The 26,394-nt window shown below is 52.9% G+C and carries 23 protein-coding genes and 2 pseudogenes; 13 read left to right on the top strand and 12 right to left on the bottom strand.

All coding sequences use genetic code 11. The features are described from left to right. Positions 1 to 58: 58 nt before the first annotated feature. Both rnd and TRICHSKD4_RS24320 read left to right on the top strand, forming a co-directional pair. Positions 59 to 1,060, top strand: a pseudogene (gene rnd, locus TRICHSKD4_RS24325) (ribonuclease D); the annotation flags it as partial. 74 nt (positions 1,061 to 1,134) lie between these two features. Beyond that, positions 1,135 to 1,407 carry a hypothetical protein gene (locus tag TRICHSKD4_RS24320; RefSeq protein WP_009759901.1) on the top strand — a complete coding sequence of 91 codons (273 nt, stop codon included), beginning with the start codon at positions 1,135 to 1,137 and terminating at the stop codon, positions 1,405 to 1,407. Between the two features lie 79 nt (positions 1,408 to 1,486). Here the strand turns inward: TRICHSKD4_RS24320 and TRICHSKD4_RS24315 are convergent, their stop codons facing one another. From TRICHSKD4_RS24315 to TRICHSKD4_RS24300, 4 genes are all read right to left on the bottom strand, one after another. Beyond that, positions 1,487 to 3,013: a Ppx/GppA phosphatase family protein gene (locus TRICHSKD4_RS24315; protein WP_040617391.1), complete on the bottom strand. Its 1,527-nt coding sequence runs from the start codon at positions 3,011 to 3,013 to the stop codon at positions 1,487 to 1,489. 1 nt (position 3,014) lies between these two features. Beyond that, positions 3,015 to 5,234, bottom strand: a complete 2,220-nt coding sequence (locus TRICHSKD4_RS24310; RefSeq protein WP_009759899.1) for an RNA degradosome polyphosphate kinase — start codon at positions 5,232 to 5,234, stop codon at positions 3,015 to 3,017. 112 nt (positions 5,235 to 5,346) lie between these two features. Further along, the gene (locus TRICHSKD4_RS24305) at positions 5,347 to 6,024 is read right to left on the bottom strand and encodes a hypothetical protein (RefSeq protein WP_009759898.1); all 678 of its coding nucleotides are present in this window, start codon (positions 6,022 to 6,024) and stop codon (positions 5,347 to 5,349) included. A 12-nt stretch (positions 6,025 to 6,036) separates the two neighbouring features. Then, positions 6,037 to 7,122, bottom strand: a complete 1,086-nt coding sequence (locus TRICHSKD4_RS24300; protein WP_009759897.1) for an AI-2E family transporter — start codon at positions 7,120 to 7,122, stop codon at positions 6,037 to 6,039. Positions 7,123 to 7,347: 225 nt separating this feature from the next. On the opposite strand from TRICHSKD4_RS24300, the gene purM reads away from it, so the two are divergent. Together purM and purN are read left to right on the top strand one after the other, a co-directional pair. Then, positions 7,348 to 8,439, top strand: coding sequence for a phosphoribosylformylglycinamidine cyclo-ligase (purM, locus tag TRICHSKD4_RS24295; RefSeq protein ID WP_009759895.1), 1,092 nt, complete (start codon positions 7,348 to 7,350; stop codon positions 8,437 to 8,439). Between the two features lie 2 nt (positions 8,440 to 8,441). Next, the gene (purN, locus tag TRICHSKD4_RS24290; protein WP_009759894.1) at positions 8,442 to 9,110 is read left to right on the top strand and encodes a phosphoribosylglycinamide formyltransferase; all 669 of its coding nucleotides are present in this window, start codon (positions 8,442 to 8,444) and stop codon (positions 9,108 to 9,110) included. A 13-nt stretch (positions 9,111 to 9,123) separates the two neighbouring features. Here purN and TRICHSKD4_RS24285 read toward each other — a convergent pair whose 3' ends face one another. Both TRICHSKD4_RS24285 and TRICHSKD4_RS28620 read right to left on the bottom strand, forming a co-directional pair. Next, the gene (locus tag TRICHSKD4_RS24285) at positions 9,124 to 9,732 is read right to left on the bottom strand and encodes a DUF4344 domain-containing metallopeptidase (RefSeq protein ID WP_256377433.1); all 609 of its coding nucleotides are present in this window, start codon (positions 9,730 to 9,732) and stop codon (positions 9,124 to 9,126) included. 15 nt (positions 9,733 to 9,747) lie between these two features. Beyond that, the gene (locus TRICHSKD4_RS28620; RefSeq protein ID WP_050763525.1) at positions 9,748 to 9,966 is read right to left on the bottom strand and encodes a hypothetical protein; all 219 of its coding nucleotides are present in this window, start codon (positions 9,964 to 9,966) and stop codon (positions 9,748 to 9,750) included. A 250-nt stretch (positions 9,967 to 10,216) separates the two neighbouring features. Here TRICHSKD4_RS28620 and ndk point away from each other — a divergent pair, with 250 nt between their 5' ends. From ndk to TRICHSKD4_RS24255, 6 genes are all read left to right on the top strand, one after another. Further along, positions 10,217 to 10,639 (top strand): nucleoside-diphosphate kinase, encoded by a 423-nt coding sequence (ndk, locus tag TRICHSKD4_RS24280; RefSeq protein ID WP_009759891.1) that lies wholly within the window; start codon positions 10,217 to 10,219, stop codon positions 10,637 to 10,639. A 172-nt stretch (positions 10,640 to 10,811) separates the two neighbouring features. Further along, positions 10,812 to 11,906, top strand: coding sequence for a YHYH protein (locus TRICHSKD4_RS24275; RefSeq protein WP_009759890.1), 1,095 nt, complete (start codon positions 10,812 to 10,814; stop codon positions 11,904 to 11,906). Positions 11,907 to 12,002: 96 nt separating this feature from the next. Next, a complete protein-coding gene (locus tag TRICHSKD4_RS24270; RefSeq protein ID WP_009759889.1) occupies positions 12,003 to 12,467 on the top strand; it encodes an EF-hand domain-containing protein in 465 nt (154 codons plus the stop codon). Between the two features lie 250 nt (positions 12,468 to 12,717). Continuing rightward, positions 12,718 to 13,299, top strand: a complete 582-nt coding sequence (locus tag TRICHSKD4_RS24265; protein WP_208993171.1) for a hypothetical protein — start codon at positions 12,718 to 12,720, stop codon at positions 13,297 to 13,299. Between the two features lie 100 nt (positions 13,300 to 13,399). Beyond that, positions 13,400 to 15,502 carry a molybdopterin oxidoreductase family protein gene (locus tag TRICHSKD4_RS24260; RefSeq protein ID WP_009759887.1) on the top strand — a complete coding sequence of 701 codons (2,103 nt, stop codon included), beginning with the start codon at positions 13,400 to 13,402 and terminating at the stop codon, positions 15,500 to 15,502. Between the two features lie 327 nt (positions 15,503 to 15,829). After that, positions 15,830 to 17,707 (top strand): ABC-F family ATP-binding cassette domain-containing protein, encoded by a 1,878-nt coding sequence (locus tag TRICHSKD4_RS24255; protein ID WP_040617389.1) that lies wholly within the window; start codon positions 15,830 to 15,832, stop codon positions 17,705 to 17,707. A gap of 55 nt (positions 17,708 to 17,762) precedes the next feature. Here the strand turns inward: TRICHSKD4_RS24255 and TRICHSKD4_RS24250 are convergent, their stop codons facing one another. Further along, positions 17,763 to 19,724 carry a DUF1963 domain-containing protein gene (locus TRICHSKD4_RS24250; protein WP_139052269.1) on the bottom strand — a complete coding sequence of 654 codons (1,962 nt, stop codon included), beginning with the start codon at positions 19,722 to 19,724 and terminating at the stop codon, positions 17,763 to 17,765. Positions 19,725 to 19,930: 206 nt separating this feature from the next. On the opposite strand from TRICHSKD4_RS24250, the gene TRICHSKD4_RS24245 reads away from it, so the two are divergent. The 3 genes and pseudogenes from TRICHSKD4_RS24245 (at position 19,931) to TRICHSKD4_RS24240 (ending at position 24,142) form a co-directional block, all read left to right on the top strand. Further along, entirely contained in the window at positions 19,931 to 21,283 is a 1,353-nt protein-coding gene (locus TRICHSKD4_RS24245; RefSeq protein ID WP_009466009.1) for an IS1380 family transposase, read from the top strand. Next, positions 21,280 to 21,495, top strand: a pseudogene (locus tag TRICHSKD4_RS32480) (phage tail protein); the annotation flags it as partial. The gene TRICHSKD4_RS24245 and the pseudogene TRICHSKD4_RS32480, both read left to right, overlap by 4 nt. An 88-nt stretch (positions 21,496 to 21,583) precedes the next feature. Continuing rightward, positions 21,584 to 24,142 carry a 30S ribosomal protein S16 gene (locus tag TRICHSKD4_RS24240; RefSeq protein WP_168157070.1) on the top strand — a complete coding sequence of 853 codons (2,559 nt, stop codon included), beginning with the start codon at positions 21,584 to 21,586 and terminating at the stop codon, positions 24,140 to 24,142. On the opposite strand, the gene TRICHSKD4_RS29730 is transcribed toward TRICHSKD4_RS24240, so the two are convergent. The 5 genes from TRICHSKD4_RS29730 to TRICHSKD4_RS24220 all read right to left on the bottom strand — a co-directional run bounded on the left by TRICHSKD4_RS29730 (position 24,092) and on the right by TRICHSKD4_RS24220 (position 26,393). Next, complete coding sequence (locus tag TRICHSKD4_RS29730) at positions 24,092 to 24,391, bottom strand: ABC transporter substrate-binding protein (protein WP_083782867.1); 300 nt, start codon at positions 24,389 to 24,391, stop codon at positions 24,092 to 24,094. The two genes, TRICHSKD4_RS24240 and TRICHSKD4_RS29730, sit on opposite strands and share 51 nt — an antisense overlap. Next, positions 24,384 to 24,623: a rhodanese domain-containing protein gene (locus TRICHSKD4_RS29725; protein WP_009759883.1), complete on the bottom strand. Its 240-nt coding sequence runs from the start codon at positions 24,621 to 24,623 to the stop codon at positions 24,384 to 24,386. Before TRICHSKD4_RS29725 ends, TRICHSKD4_RS29730 begins: the two co-directional genes overlap by 8 nt. A 34-nt stretch (positions 24,624 to 24,657) precedes the next feature. Further along, the gene (lysM, locus tag TRICHSKD4_RS24230; RefSeq protein ID WP_009759882.1) at positions 24,658 to 25,092 is read right to left on the bottom strand and encodes a peptidoglycan-binding protein LysM; all 435 of its coding nucleotides are present in this window, start codon (positions 25,090 to 25,092) and stop codon (positions 24,658 to 24,660) included. Between the two features lie 132 nt (positions 25,093 to 25,224). Continuing rightward, positions 25,225 to 25,944: a bifunctional 2-polyprenyl-6-hydroxyphenol methylase/3-demethylubiquinol 3-O-methyltransferase UbiG gene (locus TRICHSKD4_RS24225; protein ID WP_050763524.1), complete on the bottom strand. Its 720-nt coding sequence runs from the start codon at positions 25,942 to 25,944 to the stop codon at positions 25,225 to 25,227. Further along, on the bottom strand, positions 25,941 to 26,393 hold the full coding sequence (locus TRICHSKD4_RS24220) for a DNA polymerase III subunit chi (protein WP_009759880.1): 453 nt from the start codon (positions 26,391 to 26,393) through the stop codon (positions 25,941 to 25,943). The genes TRICHSKD4_RS24225 and TRICHSKD4_RS24220 overlap by 4 nt, the downstream gene beginning before the upstream one ends. Between the last annotated feature and the right edge of the window lies 1 nt (position 26,394).

The following is a 26,394-nucleotide window of genomic DNA, read 5'->3' as shown; positions in this document are numbered from 1 at the left end:
ATGGCGGGCTGACATGTCGTCATCGTGGATGCATGGCTGATGCTGTCACTCGACCGTCTTTGAGCTGATGGCTGACCGCAATGTGACCAAGGTCTTTCATGCGGCTCGGCAGGACGTAGAAATCGTCTACCATCTGGGCAAACTGATCCCCGCGCCGCTGTTTGACTCTCAAGTCGCGGCCATGGTGTGCGGATTTGGTGATTCGATTTCCTATGACCAGCTGGTCTACAAGGTGACCGGGGCACAGATCGACAAGTCTTCCCGCTTTACTGACTGGTCTCGCCGTCCACTGACACAAAAGCAGCTGGAATATGCGCTTGCTGATGTGACCCATCTTCGCGATGTCTACCAGTTTCTGAAGGCAAACCTTGCAGAACAGGGCCGAAGCCACTGGGTGCAGGATGAGATGGAAATCCTCACGTCGGAAAACACCTATCGCTCTGAGCCGGAAAACGCCTGGAAACGCCTCAAAATGCGGGTCCGTAAGCCCAAAGAGCTGGCGGTGATGATGGAAGTGGCGGCTTGGCGCGAAAAGGAAGCCCAGTCTCGTAATGTGCCGCGCAACCGGGTCATCAAGGACGATGCGATTTATGAAATTGCATCCCAACAACCCGATGATGCTGAAAAGCTATCGCGCCTGAGAACCATTCCCAAGGGCTTTGAGCGATCCAAGTCCGGCGAAGCAATTGTCAACGCTGTCAAGCGGGGGCAAGCCATTCCAAAGGAGCAGATCCCGCGTCTGCCCAAGGGAAAACCTGCTCCAGATGGATCAGCAGCTGCCGTTGATCTCCTCAAGGTTCTTTTGAAGATGGTCAGCGAAAGCCACGGCGTCGCAGCAAAGGTGATCGCAACCGTTGATGATCTTGAAAAGATCGCAGCTGATGATGAGGCGGATGTTGCCGCACTCAAAGGCTGGCGTATGGAGCTGTTCGGTCAGCTCGCCCTGAAGCTCAAACACGGCAAGGTCGCACTCGCGTTCAAGGGCCGCAAAATTGTTGCGATTGACCAAGAGACGTCCACTCCGCCTGCAGAGGACAACCTCACCCACGCAGCGGAATAATTTGCATTCGGACAACGGGCTCAGGCCCGCTTCCAGCTCAATTCAAAACCAACCGATAGAAATAGGATAGTTCAGTGCTTCGAATTGGTAATCGAAATCTGCTTGCCGCAAGCATCATTGCTACTTTTGCGATTATTTTAACTGGCTGCCAGTCAACGAATAGCAGCGGCAACACACCTGCAGATGCTTGGAAGTACACTGCCTTTCAAAAAGCCGAGCAGGATACACTTGAGATGGCCAAATCTGGAAAACTCGGCTCTCCACAAAACGGCACCTGGAATGCCAGTGCTTATCTGAAGTCCCTTCACGACTTGGAAAAGAAATACAAGTCCGAGGGCTATAGATAATTCTGTGTCTGATAAACGAAACAAAAGGGCCGGACGACGGCCCTTTCCTATTTTTTCTGATTTTAAGGACTGATCAAACTCAGTCCACGATTTCCATGCGCGCGTTCTCTAGCCGCAGCACCTTGGCAAGCTGCATGAGGCGCTTGCGGAGGCGTTCGCCTTCAAAAGCTTCAAGATTGCTTGGCAGTTCGAGAACCAAATCGCAATCGTCCTTGCGAATTGTGGTGAGTGCCAGCGTGCCAGCCATGGACGCGCTCAACAGGGATGCGACCCGCAAGACTGCCCCGAGAATTTTTGCACGCACTTTCAGACGCTCGGTGAACAGCGCACGAATGACGTTCGATAGGTTCCCCTCGCCCAGCCCCTGATGCCGATAGAACACGGCAGCGGCCAGATACGCGCGGCCTGCATGATCCAAACCCACAAACGCAGCATTGGAAATAATGTTAAAGCTCTGCTCGCCGCGATAATCCGGGTGCGCCCGCCAACCGATATCAGCCAGAAGACAGGCCGCATGTCTCAAGCGCCGTTCATATCCCGTCTCGGTCACCGACATTTCATCAAAAATCGCATCCGTCCAGGCAATCAGTTCCTCACCGTGCTGGGGTGAGCGTGCCCGAAGAAGCGAAAGTTCACGCGCTGCCTCTATGACCGGGTCCTGTGCTTGCAGTTCCTCCGGCAGATATTCATGCAACAGCCCTTCCCGCACGCCCGTGGCTGAAAACACCACTCGGTCAGCCTTCATGGATTTTAGAACCTGCTCCATGACAACCGCACCGAAAGGAACAAGACTGCGGCGCTGCTTGGAGATGCAATCAGCGTTGTCAACGCCTTCAAGGTCTTTCACTTGCACGGATTGGCAAAAGGCCAGTGCCTCTTCCCCTGAAATCTCATAATTGTGCATGACGTGCAGCGGATACCCATTTTGCACCAGATGCAAACGCCCAAGTGAGCGCCAGGTTCCACCAACCGCGAAGAACGTCCGTTCCCCATCGTTCATGGCAGGCCACTTGAACGACTTGAGGCTCTCTTCAACGATCTTCTGTGCTTTGGAAATCTTGCCATCAGCGTCTTCGCTCAGCCGCAGACCACCGAGCGGAAAAGTCTCGCCGTCGCCAACGACCTTGTCGGACACTTCGACAAGCTCAAGACTGCCACCGCCTAGGTCGCCGACAATTCCGTGCGGTTTCCAAAAGCCGGCAACTATGCCCAGCGCCGAATAATGCGCCTCTTCACCGCCATCGAGAATACGCACGGGCGCGCCGATCACCTCTTCCACATCGCGGACGAACTTTGAGCCATTGGTGGCGTCGCGAACGGCTGCCGTAGCAACCACATAGGTTTTCTTGACGCCAATATGCTCACTGAGAGCCCGATAACGCTTTAGTGCATTCAGCGCCTTGGCAACCGAATCTTCTGCCAGCTCACCTGTTGCTGCAACGCCTCGTCCAAGACCAGCCAAAGTCTTTTCGTTAAAGAGCATGGTTGGCGTGCGCGCTTCACGCTCATAGACGACAATCCGCACCGAGTTTGAACCGATATCGACAACGGCCAGCGGCCCCGATCCGTTCAATCGCCCGCGTGTCGGTTCCTGAGTACCAGTCATTTCAACCCCGCTTTGGGCGGCTAGAGAATGGCCGAGGCCGGTTGCTCTTCAAAGACTTTCCCCGTCCGGACAAGGACGGATTGGTCATGAAATACTTGTGGGCGTTGAAGGGCTCTTCGTTTGCCAAGGGCATAATCCGCTCATGAGCACCATTTGGCAGGATGCGCCAGCTTTGCTGGTTATCCTTCAAGTTGGCGACCATGATCTGATCCAGCACCTGCTCATGCACGGTCGGTGTAAGCAAAGGCGTGAGCACTTCTACCCGCCGGTCAATGTTTCGAGGCATCAAATCGGCGGAGCCCATATACACATGCGCTTCGGGTGATGGAAGACCATGACCATTGCCAAAACAGAAAATTCTCGAATGCTCCAGAAACCGGCCAACGATCGATTTGACACGGATGTTTTCTGAAAGCTCCGGGATCCCAGGACGCAAGCAACTGATCCCCCGGATGACCAGATCTACCTGCACACCGGCACAGCTCGCCTCATAAAGCGCATCGATAATTTCCGGATCGACGAGCGAGTTCATTTTCATCCAGATTTGGGCCGGTCGCCCTGCCTTGGCATGTTCAATCTCTGCCTTGGTCAGCTCCAGCATTTTCGAGCGCAGATTTATGGGCGAAACCATCAAGTGGTCGAGCTCATCCGGCTCCGCATACCCAGTGATGTAATTGAACACCTTGGCTGCATCACGTGCGATTTGCGGATCGTCCGTAAAATACGAAAGGTCTTCGTAAATCCGCGCTGTAATCGGATGATAGTTGCCGGTTCCAATGTGGCAGTAGGTTTTCAGGTGCCCGTGCTCACGCCGGACCACCATGGAAAGCTTGGAATGGGTCTTTAGTTCGATAAACCCGAACACGACCTGTACGCCAGCACGCTCTAGATCACGCGCCCATTTGATATTTGCTTCCTCGTCAAATCGGGCCTTGAGTTCGACAAGCGCTGTAACGGACTTTCCCGCTTCAGCCGCCTCTGCCAGAGCTTTGACAATTGGGGAGTTGTTGGATGTGCGATAAAGCGTCTGCTTGATCGCCACAACATCCGGGTCGCGCGCTGCCTGCCGTAGATACTGAACAACAACATCAAAAGATTCATACGGGTGATGAACTATGATGTCTTTTTGATTGATTGCGGCGAAGCAGTTTCCCCCGTGCTCGCGAACACGTTCCGGAAACCGCGCCGTGTAGGGCTTGAACTTCAAGTCCTTTCGATCAAGGTCGACAAGCTGTGACAAGTTGTTGAGAGCCAGAAGGCCGTCAGCAAGGAACGTCTCTGCTTCCGTCACATCCAGCGCTTCGGCAACAAACTCCCTCAAAGAGGGCGGCGTCGTGTCATGGATTTCCAATCGGATAACAGACCCACGGCGACGACGCTTGAGTGCGCTTTCAAACAGACGAACAAGGTCTTCCGCCTCTTCCTCAATCTCGATATCGCTGTCCCGGATAATCCGGAACGCGCCCTGCCCGACTATCTCATGCCCGGGAAACAGCTGATCAATAAACAGCCCGGCAACTCTCTCAACCGCAATAAATCGCGCTGCGCCTTCAGGTCCATCCGGCAAACGAACAAACCGTTTAAGCTGCAACGGGATACGGAGCAAGGCAATGCGCGCCGGACCGCCTTCATTCGGCAACAATTCATAAACGACCGAAAAACCCAAGTTGGGAATAAACGGAAATGGGTGCGCCGGATCAATCGCCATCGGCGTCAAAACCGGGAAAATGTAGGACAGGAAATACTCTTCCAGCCACGTCTGATCGTCACCGGTCAGGTCTTCGCTACGGACAATCTCAATCCCGTAATCAACGATTTCTGACCTCAGCTCGCGCCACATTTGCTGTTGCGATGCCTGCAACTTGCTGACGGCGGCTCCGATGCGGTCAAGTTGTTCGGTTGGCGTCAGTCCATCATCGGAAAGGTCAGAGACGTTTGCACGCTGCTGGCCGACAAGACCAGCGACCCGGACCATAAAAAATTCATCGAGGTTGTTCGCAGAAATTGAGAGAAACCGCAGCCGTTCCAACAGCGGGTGGTTGCGGTTCATGGATTCTTCCAGAACCCGGTGATTGAACTGCAGCCACGAGAGCTCCCGGTTCATGAACCGATCAGGCGAGCTGATCAGCTCGGTCCCTTGTTCCAAGACTTCCTTGGTAACGGATTTAGGTGCCTTGGTTGCTGCCTCAAATGCATCCGTCAGATCGATTGTCTCGTTCATGGCTGCCTTTGGCCCTCATGTTTTAGTGCCGCGTCGACACGATATACCTGATAACCTGGAGCGGCTTAATTGTTTGCACCAAGTCCGCTTTTAGCACTTCGTCTAACCTGCATCATCCGCCCTGCACCCTGTCCAGAACTTTACCTGCCAGTTGCTTGGTAATTTTTACTCGACCTGCGAGTGCTTCACGGTCAATCGCATCAACAGCATTGATAGCCACTTCCAGCGAGCGTTCCATCCGAACAACAAGATAATCAATCACTGCAAAGTCTACGGCAAGCTGGCGATCTGAAAACAATTTCAAGAGAACTTGCCGCAGGAGATCATCATCCGGTTCCAGGATTTCGACAGGTGTGGCTGCGCGCAAGCGGGACAAGAGATCGGGCAGCTGAATGCTCCAAGTCGCAGGCCATGTCCGGCTGGTAATCAAAACAAGCACGCCAGCTTGTCTCGCCGCATTGAGAAGATGAAACAGAGCCGTCTCATTCACACCCTGATGAGCGTCTTCAACCACCACAGAGCCAGCCGCAACGAGGTCTGGCACCGATGCCTCCTCCAGTTTCGGCGCAGCCACAACGGCAGCACCGCTATCGGCGCGCAACGCTTCCACAAGATGGGTTTTACCCGCGCCAACAGGCCCAGCCAGAATAACAACAGGCGACGGCCAATTCGGCCAACTTTCAAGCAGTTCATATGCTGCCTGATTGGACCGCCCGACAAGATAATCATCGCGGCCAAGCGCTGCCTCATAAGGCAAATCCAGGGGCAATTGGCGTGGAGGTTCCGCCATACTCTAAAGCGCCTACTCTGTCTCGCCCGCTTCGGGCGGGCGCGTTCCGGTGTATAGTGGGCTCGCTAGGTACTGTCTCAGCGCAAAGCGCGCAAGCACGCCGATCATTGCCGCTGCGGGAATTGCAATCAACATCCCCACAAATCCAAAGAGATATCCAAAGGCAAAAAGGGCAAACATCAAAGTCACCGGATGAAGCCCGGTGCTATCGCCCACGAGCTTCGGCTGAAGGATGTTCCCTTCCAAAAACTGGCCAACACCAAAGACCGCCCCAACGGCAACGACCCACGGCCAATCCGGCCAGAACTGAACAAGAGCAACGCCAACAGAAACCAGAAAACCGAGCCCCGCACCAACGAAGGGGATAAAACTGACAAGTCCAGCCCCCATGCCAATCAAAAGACCAAAATTCAGGCCAACAACCCCAAGTGCGATCGCGTAAAATAAGCCGAGCGTGACGCAAACAGACACTTGACCACGCACGAACCCGGCAACGGCCTGATCCATTTCACATGCCAAACCTCTGATTTCGACGACATGATCACGCGGCAACCAGCTGTCGATGCGGGCAATCATCCGATCCCAGTCAAGCAGCAGGTAAAAGGCCACCACAGGCGTAATCACAAAGAGCGAAATGATCGACAACAATGCCTGTCCACCGCTCCAAATCGACTGAGCCAATTTGGCAATCCAAGTCGCCCCCTGACCAAGCAGATTGGTGAATGACGCTTGCAGGTCCTCTCCCGTCATGCCAGCAGCGGCGGCCAAACGTTCAATCAAATCACGGCTCACCAGCCCTTGAAGCTGGGAAATCAACTCTGGAAACCTCTCCAGGAACGCAGCCAGCTGATTTCCCAGCACCGGCAAGATGAGGAGGAAAAACAGAACCAGCACAAATATGAAGCTCAGAAGGATAGTCAAAGTGGCCCAAAGCCGCTTCATTCCAAGATCTTCAAGCCGATCGCACACCGGATCAAGCAGGTAAGCAACCGCCATGCCCGCAACAAACGGCAAGAGAACCGGTGAAAACAGCCACATGAAAGCAATGAAAACGCCAAGCGAAATCATCCAGAACTGCACCTGGCGTCGCAAAGTCATAAGGCACTCCAAAACAACGCGGCCAAAACAACGCGGCCAAAACAACGCGGATTTGCGATTACATTAGGTGGCACAGTTAGGAGCCAAGCGGTTACTAGGTCAACCACTTAGCCCCAATTCCATGCGCATATCCCGGAACTCCACAAGCCAGCCCACTTGTATTCATCGGGCGCAGACTGTATGCGCGGCGCAAGACATTTTTGCCGCCAGCCCGGAGAACAGCGGATGAGCCAGGACACCACCTCCTCCAAGGATGCCCAAGCCAGTAATGGTCTCACCTATGCAGACGCCGGCGTCGATATTGATGCAGGCAACGATCTGGTCAAAAAAATCTCGCCGCTCGTCAAAGCAACGTCGCGGCCGGGAGCTGATAGTGAAATCGGCGGGTTTGGTGGCCTGTTTGATCTCAAGGGCGCTGGTTTCACCGACCCAATCCTTGTTGCGGCGAATGACGGCGTGGGCACAAAGCTTAAAATTGCGATTGAAACCGGCCAACATCGCACGGTTGGCATTGACCTCGTCGCCATGTGCGTCAACGATCTGATCGTTCAAGGCGCAGAGCCCCTCTTCTTCCTCGATTATTACGCAACAGGCGCGCTGGATGTTGAAACCACAACGGATGTGGTTGCCGGTATTGCGGATGGCTGCCGCTTGTCAGGCGCTGCTTTGATCGGCGGAGAAACGGCAGAAATGCCAGGTATGTATGCGAAGGGCGATTATGACCTTGCCGGGTTTGCTGTTGGCGCTGCCGAGCGTGGCTCGCTGCTCCCGCGCCCGGATGTCAAGGAAGGGGATTTCCTGTTGGGATTGACCTCATCCGGCGTGCACTCAAACGGTTTTTCCATGGTGCGCAAAATCGTTGAGATTGCGGGGCTTGAATGGTCTTCTGAAGCTCCCTTTGCTGATGGCAAGACGCTCGGCGAATGCCTGATGGAGCCGACCCGGATCTACGTCAAACCACTGCTGACCGCACTTAAGACAACTAATGGCATCAAGGCCCTTGCCCACATCACAGGCGGCGGTCTTCCCGAAAACCTGCCACGCGTTCTTCCAAAAGAAACCACCGCGCGGATTGACTTGTCAGCCATTTCAGTTCCTCCCGTCTTCAAATGGTTGGCACAGGCAGGCGGCGTTGCTGAAAGCGAAATGCTGCGTACCTTTAACTGCGGCATTGGCATGGTTGTCGTGGTTGAAGAGGATGAGGCCGATATGGTCTCAGCAGCGCTTCAGCAGGTCGGGGAGCGTGTTGTGACGCTAGGCCGGATCGAAACCGGTGGCGACAAGTCGGTAGCATTCGACGGCAAGCTGGACATTTGACGATGAGCGAGCGTAAGAAAACAGCCATCCTGATTTCAGGCCGGGGTTCCAACATGAGCGCGCTGATTTCAGCCGCCATAGACCCGCGATTTCCGGCTGAAATTGCGCTTGTTGTTTCCAATGTTCCGGAGGCGCCTGGGCTCGCACGCGCTGAAGAATTTGGTATCGCAACGGCGGTGGTCGATCACAAGGAGTTTGCGGGCGACCGTGAAGCATTTGAGCGGGCACTAGATGCGATCTTGAAGGACAATGGCATTGAGATCGTCGCTCTTGCCGGGTTCATGCGACTATTGACCCCTTACCTCGTCAATGCCTGGTCAAATCGCCTGATCAACATTCACCCAGCTCTCCTGCCCTCATTCAAAGGGCTTGCCACCCATGAACGCGCGCTGGAAGAAGGCGTGAAGCTGCATGGCGCAACCGTTCACTTTGTTTCCGCAGAAATGGACGATGGACCGATCATCATCCAAGGTGCTGTCCCCGTTTTGGACAACGACACGCCTGAAACGCTTGGCAAGCGGGTTCTCGAGATAGAACACCAGATTTACCCGAAAGCTCTTGAACTTGTTGCAAGTGGTGGCGTGAAACTGAGAGAGCGCCGTGTAGTCTTCACCGACAATGAGACCGAAGACACCTCCGCGCGCGGCTTTGTGTCGCCGCTCTCCAGATAACCGGGCGTTTAGGTTATTCCATCAATTCTTCGACGAACACCGTCGCAAAGAGCGCCATCAATTCGTAACACATGACCATTTCCCGCGCCTCCGGATCCCAAAAGGCGTTCATTTCACCGCAGGATTGCGCTTTATAGGTGATCTTTTCGGGCAACTCGAAGGTGTCGTCCATTTCACCGGCGACTTGCTCAAGCAAGCCGCTTTCCTGAAACAGATCAGCAACTTCTTTCAAATCCTCCGGTGCTGGTTCATAAACAACTGAAATCTTGTTGCCCTTTTCACCTTCCGGGCGAACAACATCGGCGGTCACCGCCTCCCAGCTGTCAGCAGCCAGTTCATACTCGTAAATGCAACTGTCGATGCGGTCGTCCGGCAACCCCAAATCAGACGCCAGATCATTGAACTGCTCGTCGGCGCCAACCATCAAACAGAGTGTCTGATAGCCTCTTTGTTGATCAAGGTCGTGTTCTCCATAAAAGACCAGTTCATCATATGACTCAGCTGCCAAGGCGAACCAACCGAGCATCGCCATGACCAGATACTCGTCCATTTGGGGGGTGTCGGACGCAAGCATCGATACTGTTGCAAGATTATCAACAGCGTCTTCTTCCTGCCCCATAATCGGAAGCTGCAGCTCTTACACCAGCATATGGCCGCTCTCGTGGTAGAGCGTAAAGAGCGTATTGCCCAAGACAAACATCGCCAAGTCATTAGCCTGCTGATCTGTCAGCTCCAGCTCAGCATCTTGCCTATCCTTCGCATGAGCTTGATCTACCGGCACTGACAGGAAGGGCAGCAAGCACAATCCAAGCCCCAAACACAACCGATACCACTTAGATAGGTCGAACCAATTCATCACGCTCCCCAACCATACTTACGCTTCTTGATGGCACTATCCAACGCTGCCCACAACACCTGTGATGATTGCGTAGCCTGACAACATCTTGGGCCATTTCAATCTGCCTCTTGCGACATGCTCGCAGAGCCGTTACTAAGGCGGCGATTCTCCAACCGGCGAAACTGGCACGCCAGTCTCTGTTGTCCGGCCTCGATATCGAGCCGCGGCAGACAGACGCCACCCATGTAAAGTCAGAAAGAAGAGTTCCATGGCGATTGAACGCACCTTTTCCATGATCAAGCCGGACGCAACCAAGCGCAACCTGACAGGTGCCATCACCAAGAAGTTTGAAGACGCTGGTCTGCGTGTTGTTGCTTCCAAGCGCGTTTGGATGTCCATCCGCGAAGCTGAAGCGTTCTACGCTGTTCACAAAGAGCGTCCGTTCTTCGGCGAACTGACCGAATTCATGTCCTCCGGCCCGACTGTTGTACAGGTTCTGGAAGGCGAAAACGCAATTGCCAAGAACCGTGAAGTCATGGGCGCAACCAACCCGGCAGACGCTGACGAAGGCACCATCCGCAAGGAATTCGCCCTGTCCATCGGCGAGAACTCTGTTCATGGCTCCGATGCTCCAGAAACAGCTGCCGAAGAAATCGCTTTCTGGTTCTCCGGCACCGAGCTGGTTGGCTAATTTCTTAGCCCTGATCTGATCTTTGCAAGGCCGGCGTGTTCAAACCACGTCGGCCTTGTTGCACTTTACACCTGATTCAACTTGATACACTTCGCGACTGTATCCGGGTCGACCAAATACATTTTAGCTCTTACGTTTTGACTGTCACCAACACCTGATTTGGGAACAGTCCATGCGCTTTTCTTTGACCTTGGCAAGCACGCTAGCCGGTACACTGTTTGCATCAAGCGCCATTGCTCATGATGGTCATCATCAAATTGCAGGCGAAGAACCCCTTGAGCCATCAACGGCTACCGAAGCTCTGTTGGATTTTTTGGTCCCCGAGGCCGAAGCGGCCGCGAATTTCAAAGTCGAAGGAAAGTACCGCTATATCGCCGCAAACGGTTATCCCTATAAGTCGCCAGGCCGGTTTCCAAACCGCAACAACCCTCATTCAATTTCGAAAAAGAACTATCAGCTAAAAGTCCCCGCCAATCCGCGCAAGGGTCGAGCAAGGTCTGCAAATGGAACCCCCTTTGGCACTGCTCTCAATGGTGTTTTGTTTGATCCGGCCACGGCTGAGTTCTGGCAAAATAACAGGCGTTCGGGTTGGAATTACGAAGCAAACAGCAAGGCCCGCAAACTGGGTCTGGACAAGCATAATGCCCATGTCCAGCCCGATGGCACCTATCACTATCATGGTATCCCGACCGGCTTGCTTTCCTCCGCTGGTGGGCGTTCTACTCCGGCTTTGATCGGCTATGCGGCTGATGGCTTTCCGATCTACGGCCCGTACGGCTATTCCAACCCAAAGCAAAAATCGTCATTGAAAAAACTTTCGAGCAGCTTTCGGATCAAAAGCGGAACCCGACCCAGTGGTCCTGGCGGTCGCTATAACGGTACCTTCACTCAGGATTGGGCCTATGTCGCGGGTAGCGGCGACCTCGACCAATGCAACGGCCGCTTTGCCGTCACCCCTGAATATCCAAACGGCACGTATCACTACGTCGTCACTGACAGCTTCCCATATATCCCCCGCTGTTGGATGGGAGCTCCAGATACGTCTTTCGCTCGACTGAAATCAAGGGGTGGGAACCGCCGTGGTGATATTGAAAGCAAACCAACGGATACTGACATTTTGCCTGCCAACCACCTGATTGACAACGCAACACCCGTCATTGACGCACAACATCGCCCACCTCCCCGAGGTGCCGGACAACGCCCGCCGCGCGGAGAGGGAAACGCAAGACAAGGCGGTGGTGGGCGCAGCCCCTGCAGCGGCAACTGACCACACCCCTTACAAAGATCCCGCTCTTGCGGGTTCTTTCTCTCATTATACATATTAATTACAATATGTATGAAATATACGAATAAAGGAACTAACATGATCAAAACTCTGAGCAAACATACAGCCCTTCTAAGCCTCGTTCTCATGATGGGCGCTGGCGTTTCTTTGGCTGCTGGAAAGCCGGGAGCCCATTTCATCGAGAATTGGGATCTCAATCAGGACGGACAGGTGACAGCCGAAGAAGCCCGTGAGCGTCGCAGCGACGTTTTTGCCTCCTTTGATTCCAACGATGACGGATACCTTGATGCTGAAGAGTATGTGTTCTTCGATGAGGCGCGCGCCAACGACCAGAAGAACCACGAAGGCGGCAAGGGACAAGGTCATGGAAAAGGCAAGCGCAATCCGGCCAACGGCATGAAGCTGGAAGTCAACGACACTGATAAGGACGGCAAGGTGTCCCAGGACGAATTTTTGGATAATGCCGCCAGCTGGATCGAGATGATTGACCGCGACGGCGATGGTGTTGTGACAACCGCAGATTTTGGCCGAGGGAAGAAATAATCACCCTCAGTTTCGTCTGAGACTGAATGAAACGAACATATAACAAAATCAAACCTTTTTGATTAATTGGGTTACTCAAAGAAACTCTTGGGTAACCCATAGGCAATATGGTTTCAGGCTCCAATTTCAAAAATTTCGAGCCAATCAATTGATGATGCTGCGAACGATAACGAAAACTGCATACATCCCGTTCCTGCTTACATTCTGGCCCTTATACTATTTCCCGCTGAGCATGGCTTTGGTTTTGATCATGAGCTCCGAAAGGGGAAGTATATGGTTTGCGGCACTAGCGGTCTTCATAACTGAGATACTTGCTGGACGTTTGTCCTACCGAGCTGGCGCATCACAAAAGAGCTATTTTTACTTTTATTGCGTAATCCTCGGAGTGGGTACGATCATAGCAGTCGCTGCCACGCTCTATCTACATGGTTACAGCACAAAGGTTTATTTTGCGGCTTCGGCGATCTCGATGATATTTGCTGGCAAGGTATCAACAATCGCTGTCATTCGCTTGGAAAACAAGCAATCGAAACTGCTGACGAATATGTCGAAGTACGGATTTAATCCTTATTTCCTCACAAACTACGACAAGCTCATCAGAGAAAAACGCCCCAGCATAAGCTTATTTCTGGGCCTGATTACGATTGGAACAGTGTCGGCTATCGGTGTGTTTGTCCCAGCACTTCTTATTTCAAATACTCTCGGTTCTGAGGTCGATATCTGGATTTGCTTTGTCATCACGCAGTTCGTCTCGTTCTTAGGCTTTTCCAGTCACTGCTATTTCATGTACCACCCTGCTGCATTGTGGAGAGGCTCTTCAGAACATTCTTGACTGCCGGGTCATAACCGTTTCGATAACCGCCTCGGTGCCTTGACACAGAGCATCATCGCATCAACGGTGCGCGTCTTATGGAAATTGGACGCGCACGAATATGAACAAAGCCCTCTCCCCCAAGTTATTCTCTGCCTGCCCGCATGATTGCCCTTCCACGTGCGCGCTGGATGTTCAATTGGATGACATGGGCCGCCTGAAGCGGCTAAACGGTGCGAAGGACAATGCGTATACGGATGGCGTGATCTGCGCAAAGGTCGCTCGATATGCCGAACGCCTGTATCACCCGGAGCGTTTGCTGAAACCACTGCGCCGTGTCGGTAAAAAGGGTGAAAAGCGGTTTGAGGAAATCTCGTGGGACGCAGCACTTGATCTGATTGCCGAAAAATTCCTGAATGCGGAAGCCGAGTTTAGCGCAGAAAGCGTTTGGCCTTATCACTATGCGGGCACGATGGGTCTTGTTCAGCGCGATTCCATCCATCGCTTTCGCCATGCCAAGGGCTACTCCCGCCAATTCGACACTTTCTGCACCAACATGGCCTGGACGGGTTATGTGGCAGGCACAGGAAAGCTTGCAGGGCCGGACCCGCGCGAAATGGCCGCGTCAGATCAGATCGTGATTTGGGGCACAAACCCGGTTGCGACACAGGTCAACGTCATGACCCACGCGATCAAGGCTCGCAAACAGCGCGGAGCGCGGCTTATCGTCATCGACGTCTATGAAACCGAGACAATGAAACAGGCCGATATTGGCGTGATCCTGAAGCCGGGCAGTGACGGAGCCCTTGCCTGTGCCATCATGCATGTTCTGCTCCGCGACGGTTTTGCTGATTGGGAGTATTTGAACCAATACACCGATTGCCCGAAGGATCTGGAAGCCCACCTCAAGGACAAAACACCTGAGTGGGCTGCGGCGATCACCGGCCTGAGCGCCGAAAAGATCGAAGAGGTTGCGAAACACATCGGCGAGATCAAACGGACGTTCTTCCGCTTGGGCTATGGCTTCACCCGCTCCCGCAATGGCGCAGTTGCCATGCACGCCGCCAGCTGCATCTCAGCAGTCACCGGTTCTTGGCCGCTGGAAGGCGCAGGCGCATTCCACAACAACGGTGCGATTTACGAACTCGACAAGTCCATGATCGAGGCGCCCGAATTGGCAGCCCCGGGCATCCGAGCGATTGACCAGAGCATGATCGGACGCGCGCTTTGCGGCGATGAGGTTGCCCTCTTCGGCGGCCCACCGGTCAAGGCCATGCTGATCCAGAACACCAATCCGATGTGCGTTGCCCCGGAACAGGAATTGGTGCGCAAGGGGTTTGAGCGTAAGGACCTTTTCACGGTTGTCCATGAGCAATTCATGACCGACACCGCAGCCATGGCCGACATTGTTCTTCCCGCCACGCAGTTTCTGGAACATGACGACATTTATAAGGGCGGCGGACATCAATACCTACTGCTCGGACCCAAGGTTTTGGACGCGCCAGAAGGCCCGCGAGAGAACATCTTTGTCATCAATGAGCTGGCCAAGCGCGTTGGGGCAGCTGAGCATTCCGGCTTCGCCATGACAGCCCGCGAGCATATCGACTGGATGCTCAAAGCCTCCAACTACGGTTCCTTGCAAGAACTGGAAGAAAACCGCTGGATTGACCTCCAGCCGGATTTTGAGGACGCCCACTACATCAACGGCTTTGGCCACGCAGACGGCAAGTTCCATTTCCGCCCAGATTGGGGGAGCTCCCCGTCGCCCAACAAGCCAAAAGGCGAGCCGATGGGCCCTTGGTCCTCCATGCCCGATCTGCCAGACCATTGGGACAGCATCGAACAGCCGGACGAGCAGCATCCGTTCCGTCTGGCAACGTCACCCGCCCGCTCTTTCCTCAACTCCTCCTTCAATGAGACCCCAAGCTCGATCAAGAAAGAAGGCGGCCGGCCGGAAGTCTGGATCAGACCGGAAGACGCAGAAAGGCTTGGCGTTTCAGATGGCGCAAAAGTGAAAATGGGCAACAAGCGCGGCGTTGTGACCCTTCATGCTCGCTTGAAGGATACGCTCGCTCCCGGCACGGTGATTTCCGAGGGCCTTTGGGCCAATGACAGCTTTGAAGATGGCAAGGGCATCAACACCCTCACCGGAGCCGACCCCGCCGCCCCTTACGGCGGCGCAGCCTTCCACGACACGGCGGTCTGGATCCGGGTGGTGGGCTAACCGCAAGCCCGCCGCCCCGGACACTGATCCCGGGCCTGCTCCAAGTGCAAGAAGGTCCCGGGTCAAGCCCGGGACGGCAGTTAACAAGCAACCACTTGAACTGTCGTCATCCCATGGCTTGACCATGGGATCCATTCCGTGAACTGACCAGCACTACAAAAACTGCAACACTACGGTATGGATTGCAGGGTCAAGCCCTGCAACGACGTCCGAATGAACGCTCCTCTGTCACCTCCAAGCCGCACCAAATCAAAAACGGTGATCCGATGCGGGTAGTTACACTTCTCCCGCTTGCATCCGGGCAAAGCTTCGGCCAAACATCCGGCCATGTTGCAAATATCTGATCTCACCTATCGCATTGCTGGCCGTCTTTTGATCGCCAAGGCGACCGTCACCCTGCCGGGCAAGGCCAAGACCGGGCTTGTCGGCCGGAACGGTGCGGGCAAGTCGACCCTGTTCAAGCTGATCACCGGAGACTTGTCGTCCGAGACCGGTTTCGTACAGATCCCCAAACGCGCGCGCATCGGCCAGGTGGCGCAGGAAGCGCCGGGCAACGAGATCAGCCTGATCGACACGGTGCTGGCCGCTGATACCGAACGCGCGCAGCTGTTGAGCGAAGCTGAGACGGAAACCGACCCGCACCGCATTGCCGACATTCACATGCGCCTTGCCGATATTGATGCCCATTCGGCGGAAGCGCGCGCTGGCGCGATTCTCTCCGGCCTTGGCTTCGATGCTGAGGCGCAGCAACGGCCCTGCTCCGCCTTTTCCGGCGGGTGGCGCATGCGTGTCGCGCTTGCAGCCGTACTCTTTGCCGAGCCGGACCTTCTGCTCCTCGACGAGCCTACCAACTATCTGGATCTGGAAGGGACGCTCTGGCTGGAGAACTACCTTGCCCGCTATCCGCATCAAGTGCTGCTGATTTCCCACGACCGCGACCTTCTGAACAAGGCCGTGGACAGCATCGTGCATCTTGAGGGCGGCAAGCTGACCTATTATTCCGGCGGCTATGACAGCTTTGACCGTCAGCGCCGCGAGGCCATGATCCTGCAGGAAAAGGCCAAAGAAAAGCAGGACGCGCAGCGCAAGCACATGCAGGCCTTTGTCGATCGCTTCCGCTACAAGGCGTCCAAGGCCCGTCAGGCGCAGGCCCGTTTGAAAATGCTGGAGAAGATGGAGCCGATTGCCGCGCTGACGGAAGAATCAAGCCGCCCCATCCATTTCCCCAACCCGGAAGGCCGCCTCTCCCCGCCGATCATAAAGATGGAGCAGGTCTCCACCGGATATGACGGCAAGGCGATCTTGAAAAACATCACGCTGAACATCGACACCGATGACCGCATTGCGCTGCTCGGCGCAAACGGCAACGGCAAGTCAACCTTTGCCAAGCTGATTTCCGACCGCCTCGCCTCCATGGGCGGCGAGATGGTGAAATCCTCCAAACTGAAAATCGCCTTCTTCGCGCAGCACCAGCTGGACGAGTTGCGCCCGGCGGAAAACGCAGTCGATCATGTCCGCCTCCTGATGCCCGATGCGCCGGAAGCCAAGGTGCGCGCCCGCGTTGCCCGCTTTGGTCTGCCGACAGACCGGATGGACACGCCTGCCAAAGACCTTTCCGGCGGCGAGAAAGCCCGGCTTTTGCTGGGGTTGGCAACCTTCCATGGTCCGCATCTGCTCATCCTCGATGAGCCGACCAACCACCTCGACATTGACGCCCGCGAGGCGCTGGTTCTGGCGCTGAACGCGTTTGAAGGCGCTGTTGTCCTGATCAGCCACGACCGCCATCTGGTCGAGGCCTGTGCAGACCGGCTCTGGCTGGTCGCGAACGGTGGTGTTGCGCCTTACGACGGCGACATGGAAGATTACAAGCGCCTGATCCTGCAGGGACCAGAGGCCCGGAAAAAGCCGACACAAGACGCTGAAGCCCCAAAGGAAAACGCGCAGGAAAAGCGAAAAGAAGCTGCCCAAAAGCGCAGTCAGCTCAAACCCTTGCAGCAGAAAATTAAAGCAGCAGAGAAAGAAATGGCACGCCTGCAGGAAAAGATAGAAAAGCTGGACGAAGCCCTCGCCGACCCGGCCTTCTTCCAGACAGACCCCGACCGCGCTGCCAAATTCGCCAAGGAACGCGCTTACTGCGAAAAGAAGCTGGTCAAGACAGAAGAGGAATGGCTGGAACTTTCGGCGGAGTTTGAAGAAGCCAGCTGAACCGATTCACAACGCTGCGGCAGCTAGGTGATTCAGTTTCTGAAGCCAACCTTGCTTAGTGCCCTTCAAAAGTGACCTCAACCTTGTCCCATTTTCGCTGTTTGAGGTTACGAGGCGAAATCCAAAACTGAAACACACCCATGTCTCCGAACGTCCATCTCATAATATCGTCATATGCCAGTTGCATCAGCATATGATCGCCTAGATGCTCCATCGCAGCATTGCCCTGCACCCGTAAACCCTGACCAAACATCTGATGGCGCCGATATTTTGTGGGTCGCCGATAGTTCTCAGACAGCACAACTTGTATTTCTTTTTTGAGCTTTAAGAAAACACTGTCAGGGGCCGCCATTGCCATCAGATAAGTCGGGGTCAAAAGCTCCTCAAAATGGCTTCGATGAAAATACTTTGATCCCAGCTCACTAAATTGATCCTGTTTAACTCGTGAGCACCACTCCCGGAACAGTTTGACATTTTCCGCGTCGAGACGATTCCACTTTGAAAGTTGAAACGCCCAGTCACGAAAATTCTGACAGGACGATACGAATTCATCCCTCGCCAATTTGGTCTTCCGAAGCAGTTTTTCAGTTTCTTCTATTTTGCGGTCTTTATGATCAGACGGCTCATGGCCCTGAAGGTTGTTATAACGGTCTTCCAAGCGGGCGATTACTTGATCTACATCCTTTGCCGCCAGCATCATTTTAGCAGCGTAATGCTGGACCGTATGACCAAAATACACAGGTTCTACGCCAGCCATTTCGTGAACGTGCCTTGCGCTCATAAAAGTTTCCCGAGACGGCACAATGCTATCGACTTCAGTCAGCGCTGTATTTGCACCATTCCCCTCACCGGATGGGAGTGGCACTAAATCCATGGGAAAATATGGAAAAGAAAATGCGTGGTCTTGAGGTGTCAGAACATCCGGCAATGGACCGTTGTTTCCATACCAACCCCATGTAGGGCTGGCATCAGATGGTGATTGGGACAAGGGCGGCAACTCTCCGCTCTGAACATGGATCACTTTACATTCCAGTGCCCCATGACCGATAAAAAATGCCAACCAGCCTGAATCTGGAACCTGATCTGCCAGCAAAATCCGATTAGCTTTTTCAAGATTGATCTGTGCGAGAAAAACTAAAGGCAGATTATCTTTTGCTGATCGAGGCCATTCATGCTCGCCTAGGCGAGGTAGGCCTCCAAACCAACTTGATGCATGGCCCCAAATTTCGGCGCTATTAAGTCGTGATGCCCTGGCGAGAAAAAGGCTTCGCGCTTTCGAGATGTCGCGCAAAATCCCCGTGCTTTCGGCAGGGCTCGATAGAGCGCCTGCTGCCGAAATTATTTCAGCTATTTGGCAGGCGGCATACATCTCCAATTCCAACCCGGACATCGTGGTGAAGTCGAAGAAATCCCTCTTTGCAGGTTTAATTGACTTCCGCTTACTGAACATCCGTTTTATCAGACTGCGTTGGGACCGTGCCTTCAGTTGGTAGGCCGTGGAGTGTAAAATTGTCAGAGGTTCTAACAACTTGGCTCCAATTGACGTTTCCAGAAAACTAAAGAACCTGTCAGATTCGCCAGCGACAGCTAAATATAGGCATCTCACGATTTCTTTTTCGACTTCCGTCAGCCCTGAAAATTGGGGAACGTTGGTCGCTAATTTCGAACCTGACTTTTCTCGTAAAAATGAAATTGTAATTGGCAAGAAGAACGCCAAACCGGCCTCACCATGCCCCAACTTCTTATTTTGAAGTTTTATTTCCAAAACTCCAAGCCTGTAAAAGTCTTCAACAGAGGCAAATTTCTTATATTTTACCAAAAGAGAACGATATTCTGTGCCGGAAGATCTTGCATCTACTGCAGAAGTAGATCTCTCAATTCCCTTTGACCTTGCGCTAGCTGATCCTGCAATATTTGCGGCAACCTTGAGAGCAAATACTAAGAAAAATAATATAAACGCATATAAATACTCAAAAAGTACACTTTTCAGCCCATCTAGACCAGAAACTTCCCACAAATAATACCCATGAAAATATAATATAAACCCCAACCCGCAAAAATATACGTCAAAATAAGAAATATAACTCTAAGCAAAATATATACCTCAGGAACTATTTGTTATTTGTTATCCCGGATTTCCCAAGTAGTCAGCTGATTTAGCTTCTTCTATCCTATTTTTCTCTTTATATTACAGCGTGTTACTTGATGACGGAGGGCTGAAAAATGGCACACCCAACGGGTGCGGGTTCTGAGAGCGATTTTCGGCTGGATTTTGACCCTCGGGTGCGGTTGGAATTCCACGGTTCAAAGATCAGTTCTGATGGCGGTCTTCTGCTTTACCGGGAGCTTGATGACGCCCTTGGCCTTTTCGGCAAAGCGGTTCGGTTCCTTCGGGATACCCGCAAAGGTAAGAATGGCGTTCACACCTTGATGGGCCTGCTGCGCCAATCGATATTTGGTCGCCTTGCGGGCTATGAAGATGTGAATGATGCCGTGCGTCTGTCGCGTGACCCGGTAATGCGCCAGATTATCGGGGGCCGTGCCGTTGACACTCAGGCGGCATCCTCCTCCCAGATGGGCCGCTTTGAGACTGAGGTGCTCGCGACTGCCGCCAACAGGGAAGCCTTGGCCGATATGCCCGGTCAATGGATTGATGCGGTGCATGGTCGCCAAGGACTGAACTACATCACCTTGGACATGGATAGCTCTGTCAGCCCCACCCATGGCGCTCAGGAGGGAACCGCATGGAACGGGCATTTCGGCTGCAACTGCTATCACCCATTGTTCATCTTCAATCAGTTTGGCCACTTGGAACGCTGTGCCCTGCGCAATGGCAGCGTCCACAGCGCGGATGACTGGAAGGCTCTTCTGATACCCGTCATTGCGCGCTATGCAGAGCGCGACATCATGCGCTTCTTTCGCGCTGATGCCGCCTTTGCCATTCCGGAACTTTACGAGACTTTAGAGGCTGAAGGGTACCGCTACGCCATCCGCCTCAAAAAGAACGCTGTGCTGGAAGAGAAGATCAGCCATCAGCTGACCCGCCCCGTGGGACGTCCCTCAAAGACAAAGATCAAGCGCTTCTATGAGGTTTTTGAGTATCAGGCTGCTTCATGGAGCAAGCCCCGTCAGGTGGTTGCCAAGATCGAATGGTATCCCGGTGATCTATTCCCTCGCGTGGGTTTTGTCGTCACCAACTTGCCGATGGAGCCGGAATGGATCATCCGCTTCTACAATCAGCGCGGCACAGCCGAACAGCACATCAAAGAAGGCAAGAACGCCATCACTTGGACCCGCCTGTCCTGCAAGCGGTTCTGTGACAATGAGGTCCGGCTTCAGCTTCACGCATTGGCGTATAACCTTGGTGTCTTCCTGCAAGGGCTAGACCTCCCGGAAGAGGTCGCCGACTGGTCGCTGACAAGTATCCAGAGCCGCCTCATCAAAATCGGGGCAAAGGTCGTACGCCATGCGCGCAAAATCACGTTCCAACTGGCAGAGGTGGCTGTATCAGGCTACGTCTTCGGACGAATCCTCGCCGCAATCCGCGCCCTCAAGCCCCCGCCGAGGCCTGCATGACGCTCCAAACAACGAAACCAACACAAATGCGGCTCCACAGCTGTGTCTTGTCGCAGCCCAAACGGGATAAAGTCCACGAAAAGCTCAAAAACCGCGCTTACGTAACCGTCAAAATCGATAATCGCCCCGACAACGCTGCCGTCAGAGTTGCAAACGTCCGTGAAAACGGTCAACCTCGTCGCAACACACAGTTACTTGGGAAATATCCGCTTATGATTGTTATTGCGGTTTATTACCAATTTTCCAAAAATTACAAACGCAATAATATCTCATTAGAGGTTTTATCAAAGGGGCATGATTATGAGCGCACTTGTTCAACGGGCATCGACTACCGAAGTATTATCGATTATTCCGAAAGATCAACCCCGTCGCGTGGGAGTGCCATCACTAAATACGGAGAAACTTGGAGGTTTCCCGAAATCGATTGCTTCCGCTTCCAAGCCTTCTCTTACTGAAGCCCAGATTGTTCAACGAGATCAGATTATTCAGAATGTGATCATCCATACTACGTTTCCTGCTTTTGTAACGCCTCGGCAGCGGCAAATTTTGGAAGATAAACTCCATGTTTTTCTAAAGAAAACTGCTGAACGCGAAGTACGTGGGGAAATTCCCGCAGGCGCCACCCAGAAGCTGTATCAACGTGCGGTGATTGAAAGAGCGAGCGTCCTCGATCCGAATAACCCGGACAATTTTGTAGATTTCATCGCTGCTGGACAGCCTCCTTCCAATGCAAGCGTAAGCAAAACCGATCGGTTCTGGATTGCGGTCGAAACTCAGGCTCGGTCGTTGGCCCCTTCCAAGGGCGAATGGTTGGAAGGTCAAGGCAACGTTTTTCAGAAAAGAAAATATTTGAAATCCGGAAACTCGGTGACAAATTTTTTTGCTGGCGAGAAAGACGGCGTTCCATACTATGGGTTGGTTGTTTATGACAGAAATGGTCGACCAATTGAACGCTACAATCCGCTTGCCAGAACGGTAGAGAAATACGACCAAGTAACAGGCGGCTGGAAGGTTAACTGGCATGCTACCAACGTAGTGCGTAATGGTGGGATCAAAGGTCTCGCCGACGATAAAGCTTCACAACACACAATGCTAACGCCTGATCCACGTGGTGAAGGATATGAACCTATCGAGTTGCAAATTGCGAACGAAGCAATACTAGCGATTAACTGGCATGAAACAGAGAATTCGCACACAGCTGACTATGGTATGTCAATAGAGGCCCGGAAGGCGCTCTTAGGCTACGCCCTAGCTGTGATAGGTGTGAATTCACCAAAAGATCTTCCCGAAGGTTGGTATCAGAATAAACCCCTTTTGGAAGTTCTATCCGCTGCTGCGGGCAAAGCACTCCTTGATGCCGCCCCAGTTTTTGACAGTGAGGGCAACGCTACCGGACCATCGCCAATCTTAGATGCTGCCGAATATTTCCTCAAAATGAACATAGATTACCCTGATGAGGATACTCTGCCTGTTAAAGGGCAAGAGAATATCCCAGTCTCACAATACACGGACATTCAAAAGATTAGAGCACTAAGATATTTTGCTGCTCAACCATTGCAAATGGAAGCCAATCAACGGCGGGAGACACCTCTGCAAGCGTTATTTGATGTGTTAATGGTTCTGGATGGTGCGGGTATGGTTTTTGACTTTTTTGAGAGAATTGGAGAGAGAGCTGTAACAAGTTCATTATCTGAAGAAATTATATCTGAAGAAGCTGAAAATTCAATACTGCCTGGTGTTACCGGCGGTGAATTGGAGGCCGAGAACTCGCTGGCAGTAGATGGGCTGGATGCTATTGGAAAAACTCCCGAGGGGCAGCCAATTTACGCTGCTATGAACTCCGAAGGGGAAATCGTATACTTTAGACAAGTTCGTGGACGACTTTTTCAGGTTGTTGATGAAGAGGGCAATAATTTAGGAAGTAAATTCTTACTTCGAACCAGTGATGGTGAGTTTCTTCCCAAAGTAGATATTATAGGGGGTGTCATAGAGGAAGGGACTGCTGAGGAAGCCGCGACAGCAATTGATAGTGAAATTTTAAATTCCCCTCAAAAAACAACATTCCTCCAGTTTACCAGGCAAGAACGTTATGCTGAGGGGCTTAAATTTGCTCTGGAATCTATGGGGATGGAATACGACCCTGAAATTTTCCAAGTTGTAGATTCAGGTGAAGAAGGAGCTGCGGCAGTCACGAAAAAATGGCGAGGCGTTTTAGATCATAGGCCAGTAATACAAATTCCTAAGTCAACTTTGCAGCGTTTGGCAAACGATCCCAACGGGCTGGCCGAACTTAGAGCTCTCTTAGTTCATGAACTTAAACACTACGAATTTTTCCTCTCCGGCGTCTCGGACGCCGTGGGAAAGTCAGAAAATGAAGTTCTAGCTTACTACGAGACCATAAATAAGGTAAAAATCGATATTGAGAATGGTTTTGAACACATACCTACAATTAAGCAATTATTCGATGAATTGACATTATTTGATAACTATTTTCAAAAAATGCCCCCAGCGGTCAGAGAATTGCACTCTGATCTTTATAAAACAGTAGTTTCTTTGTATAAAGAAGGTGGGGCTTACTACAATTACTTTATTGAGGCCGGAGGTTCAGCATCTGAGTATTTGGACTCTTTTATGCATAGAGCAAAAACGGTATTTACTACATTTTTACGCGATAGAACACCAGAAACATCAGGACTTATTGAAGCAATTTTTCGGATTTACGACGACATAATACCTGGGGCGGCAAAAACAGAAGAGAGTGATATGTTAATTCAATCGTTCAGAGAGCTTTATGGGGATTATCCCGCCTCACCTAATTCTGCGTTTCTTCAAACACAAAAACAGAAAAGAGAACGCTAGGAATGCCAACCCGAAATCCTTCAGAACCCACCAGGGCATCTCGATATCCCTTGGCGACACACCGGTGGTGATTGTCAGGTAGTTTCTGGCGGTCTGGCCATAAAGCCCCACAGCGGAAAGGATCATACCAAAACGATGCCAGAGCGGTGCGGTCCGAAGCCATTCATTTTGAAATAATGCAAAGATCATCACGGTACCGGCGATTGGGTTGATAATGGACGTTGCCCAGAGAATAACATTCTCAATCATCTTTCCCGTCCTTGACTTTGTTTTCCTTCGCGGGTGGTTGCTGCACGCCTTTGATAGAATGCAGTGTTTTGATTGGCTCGTGCCGGAACCGCTCACGGATATCGCGCAGATCAACGAACTGGACGTTCGGATCTTCAACAAGCGCGATGGCGTCTTGTGTTGAAACTTCTTCAATGGCGGCGCGCGCTTGCGCCACCAAATCGGCGAAGGAGACTTTCAGTTTGCTTGTCATCTTGAATGTCTCCTCGGCCTTTTGTTTGCTGTAATCAGAGAGCCGGAATGCGCAGCACCTGACCCGGGAAAATCTTGTCCGGGTGGCTCAGCATCGGCTTGTTGGCTTCAAAGATTGTCTGATATTTGGAGCCGTTGCCATACGCCTTTTCGGCAACCGCCCACAGGGTGTCACCCTTTTCAACCGTGTGGAACTTGGCTTCTGGTTCAGCCGCTTCCACAGCGATTTCCTCGTCCACCTTCGCGACGCCTTTGAGGTTGCCAGCCGCCAGAATCAGCTTCTCGCGTGCTTCCTGGCTGGGTGCTGCGCCAGCAATCTTCACGGTGTCGCCGTCAACTTCGACCTTTACTTCGCCATCAAGACCAAGATCAGCAACTTCCTTTTCAATAGCCTCGGCGCTTGCCTCTGGTGCATCGTCATCACCCCATAGGCTCTTGCCTGCATCCTTCACGAAATCAAAGAAACCCATACTCTCATCCCCTTTGGCAAACTTGCGTGGTATCCCCGCCACGAAGCCATGATTTGGCTCTGCGACACGTATTCGCAAATTTGACAGTAATGCAAGGCGTTTCGCGGCTTTTACCGTTCGGGCATCAGGGACTTAGCCCGATACTTCCGGTCGTCTGTAAACCGCCAAGACATGTGGAATGGATCGCCCTGGCCGCTCAATCTGGAAATAACTTTCCGTATGCAGAACAAAGCCGTGCTCTTCAAAGCGGCGCCATTCAGACGGCATGACGGGCCAAGGCGGCCCGTCGGCCAAGGTACCCTCCTCGCGGGTACGGTTTAAAAACACGAGCTTGCCACCGGGAGCGACCAGATCAGCAATCGCGGTGATGGATGCCTCGCGCAGCTCTCCATGCAGAGCTTGTACCGTGTAGCTTTCATGTACGAGATCAAATCGACCTCGCCAGTCTTCCGGCAGATTGAATAAATCCCCGGCCTGATAATCGACCGCGGTTTCGGAAAACCGGCGTTTGGCCCACTCGACGGCTGCCGTTGAAAGGTCAAATGCCGTTGTCTTGTAGCCAGCTGCTGCAATGGCTTCTGCGTTGTCGCCAAGGCCGCAAGCGATATCGAGAGCCGAGCGCCCCTCTCCGGGGTTCTTTTCAAGCCACTCGACCAGCGCGGCCTTTGGTGCGAGATCTGCCCACGGGATCGCTGCAGCATCGCCGTTCGCATGACTGTACACCTCTTCAAACCAGGCCTGACGGTCCTCCGCATCACCGCCCTTGGCACCGGTCAACGCATCAATTCGCTCTCGCGCCTCGTTACGTCGGGCCATGAAGGTTTCATCGTCGTGAACGCTGTCCTCGCTCATGCCTTTTGATCCCACCCCCCATTTTCAGTCTGCTGCCAGTAGGTCACATTAAAGCCTTCTGACTTGGCACTTTTCCAGTTCTGCCGCGCTTCTGCCACCGCCTCTTCATCGCGCCCATCGAACATGTAAATGGCGCGTTGATAGCCGTGCAGGGGCGGTCTCACCGCCCGATCAACCAGAAACCGCACATCCGCCTGATTTGGATTGTCATCTTCACAAGTCAGATAAATCGGCTGGAACTCTGCATGGCCGTCTGCTTTCGTGCCATGCGGCAGAAAACTGTCGTCAGAGAAGGTCCACAAATGCGCGTCCAAAGCATCGCAGCGCTCCTGCGACCCCGTTTGAACTACCACCTTACAATCTCGATCCAGACACTTGAGCAAGAGCTGCGGCAAGGCAGCTTCTAGCGGTTTGTGCAACAGATGATAAAAAACCACATCAACACTCATG

It is taken from the genome of Roseibium sp. TrichSKD4 (genome assembly GCF_000148725.1).
Classification (GTDB): Bacteria; Pseudomonadota; Alphaproteobacteria; order Rhizobiales; family Stappiaceae; genus Roseibium.
This window is presented reverse-complemented; position numbering and strand designations above follow the sequence as displayed.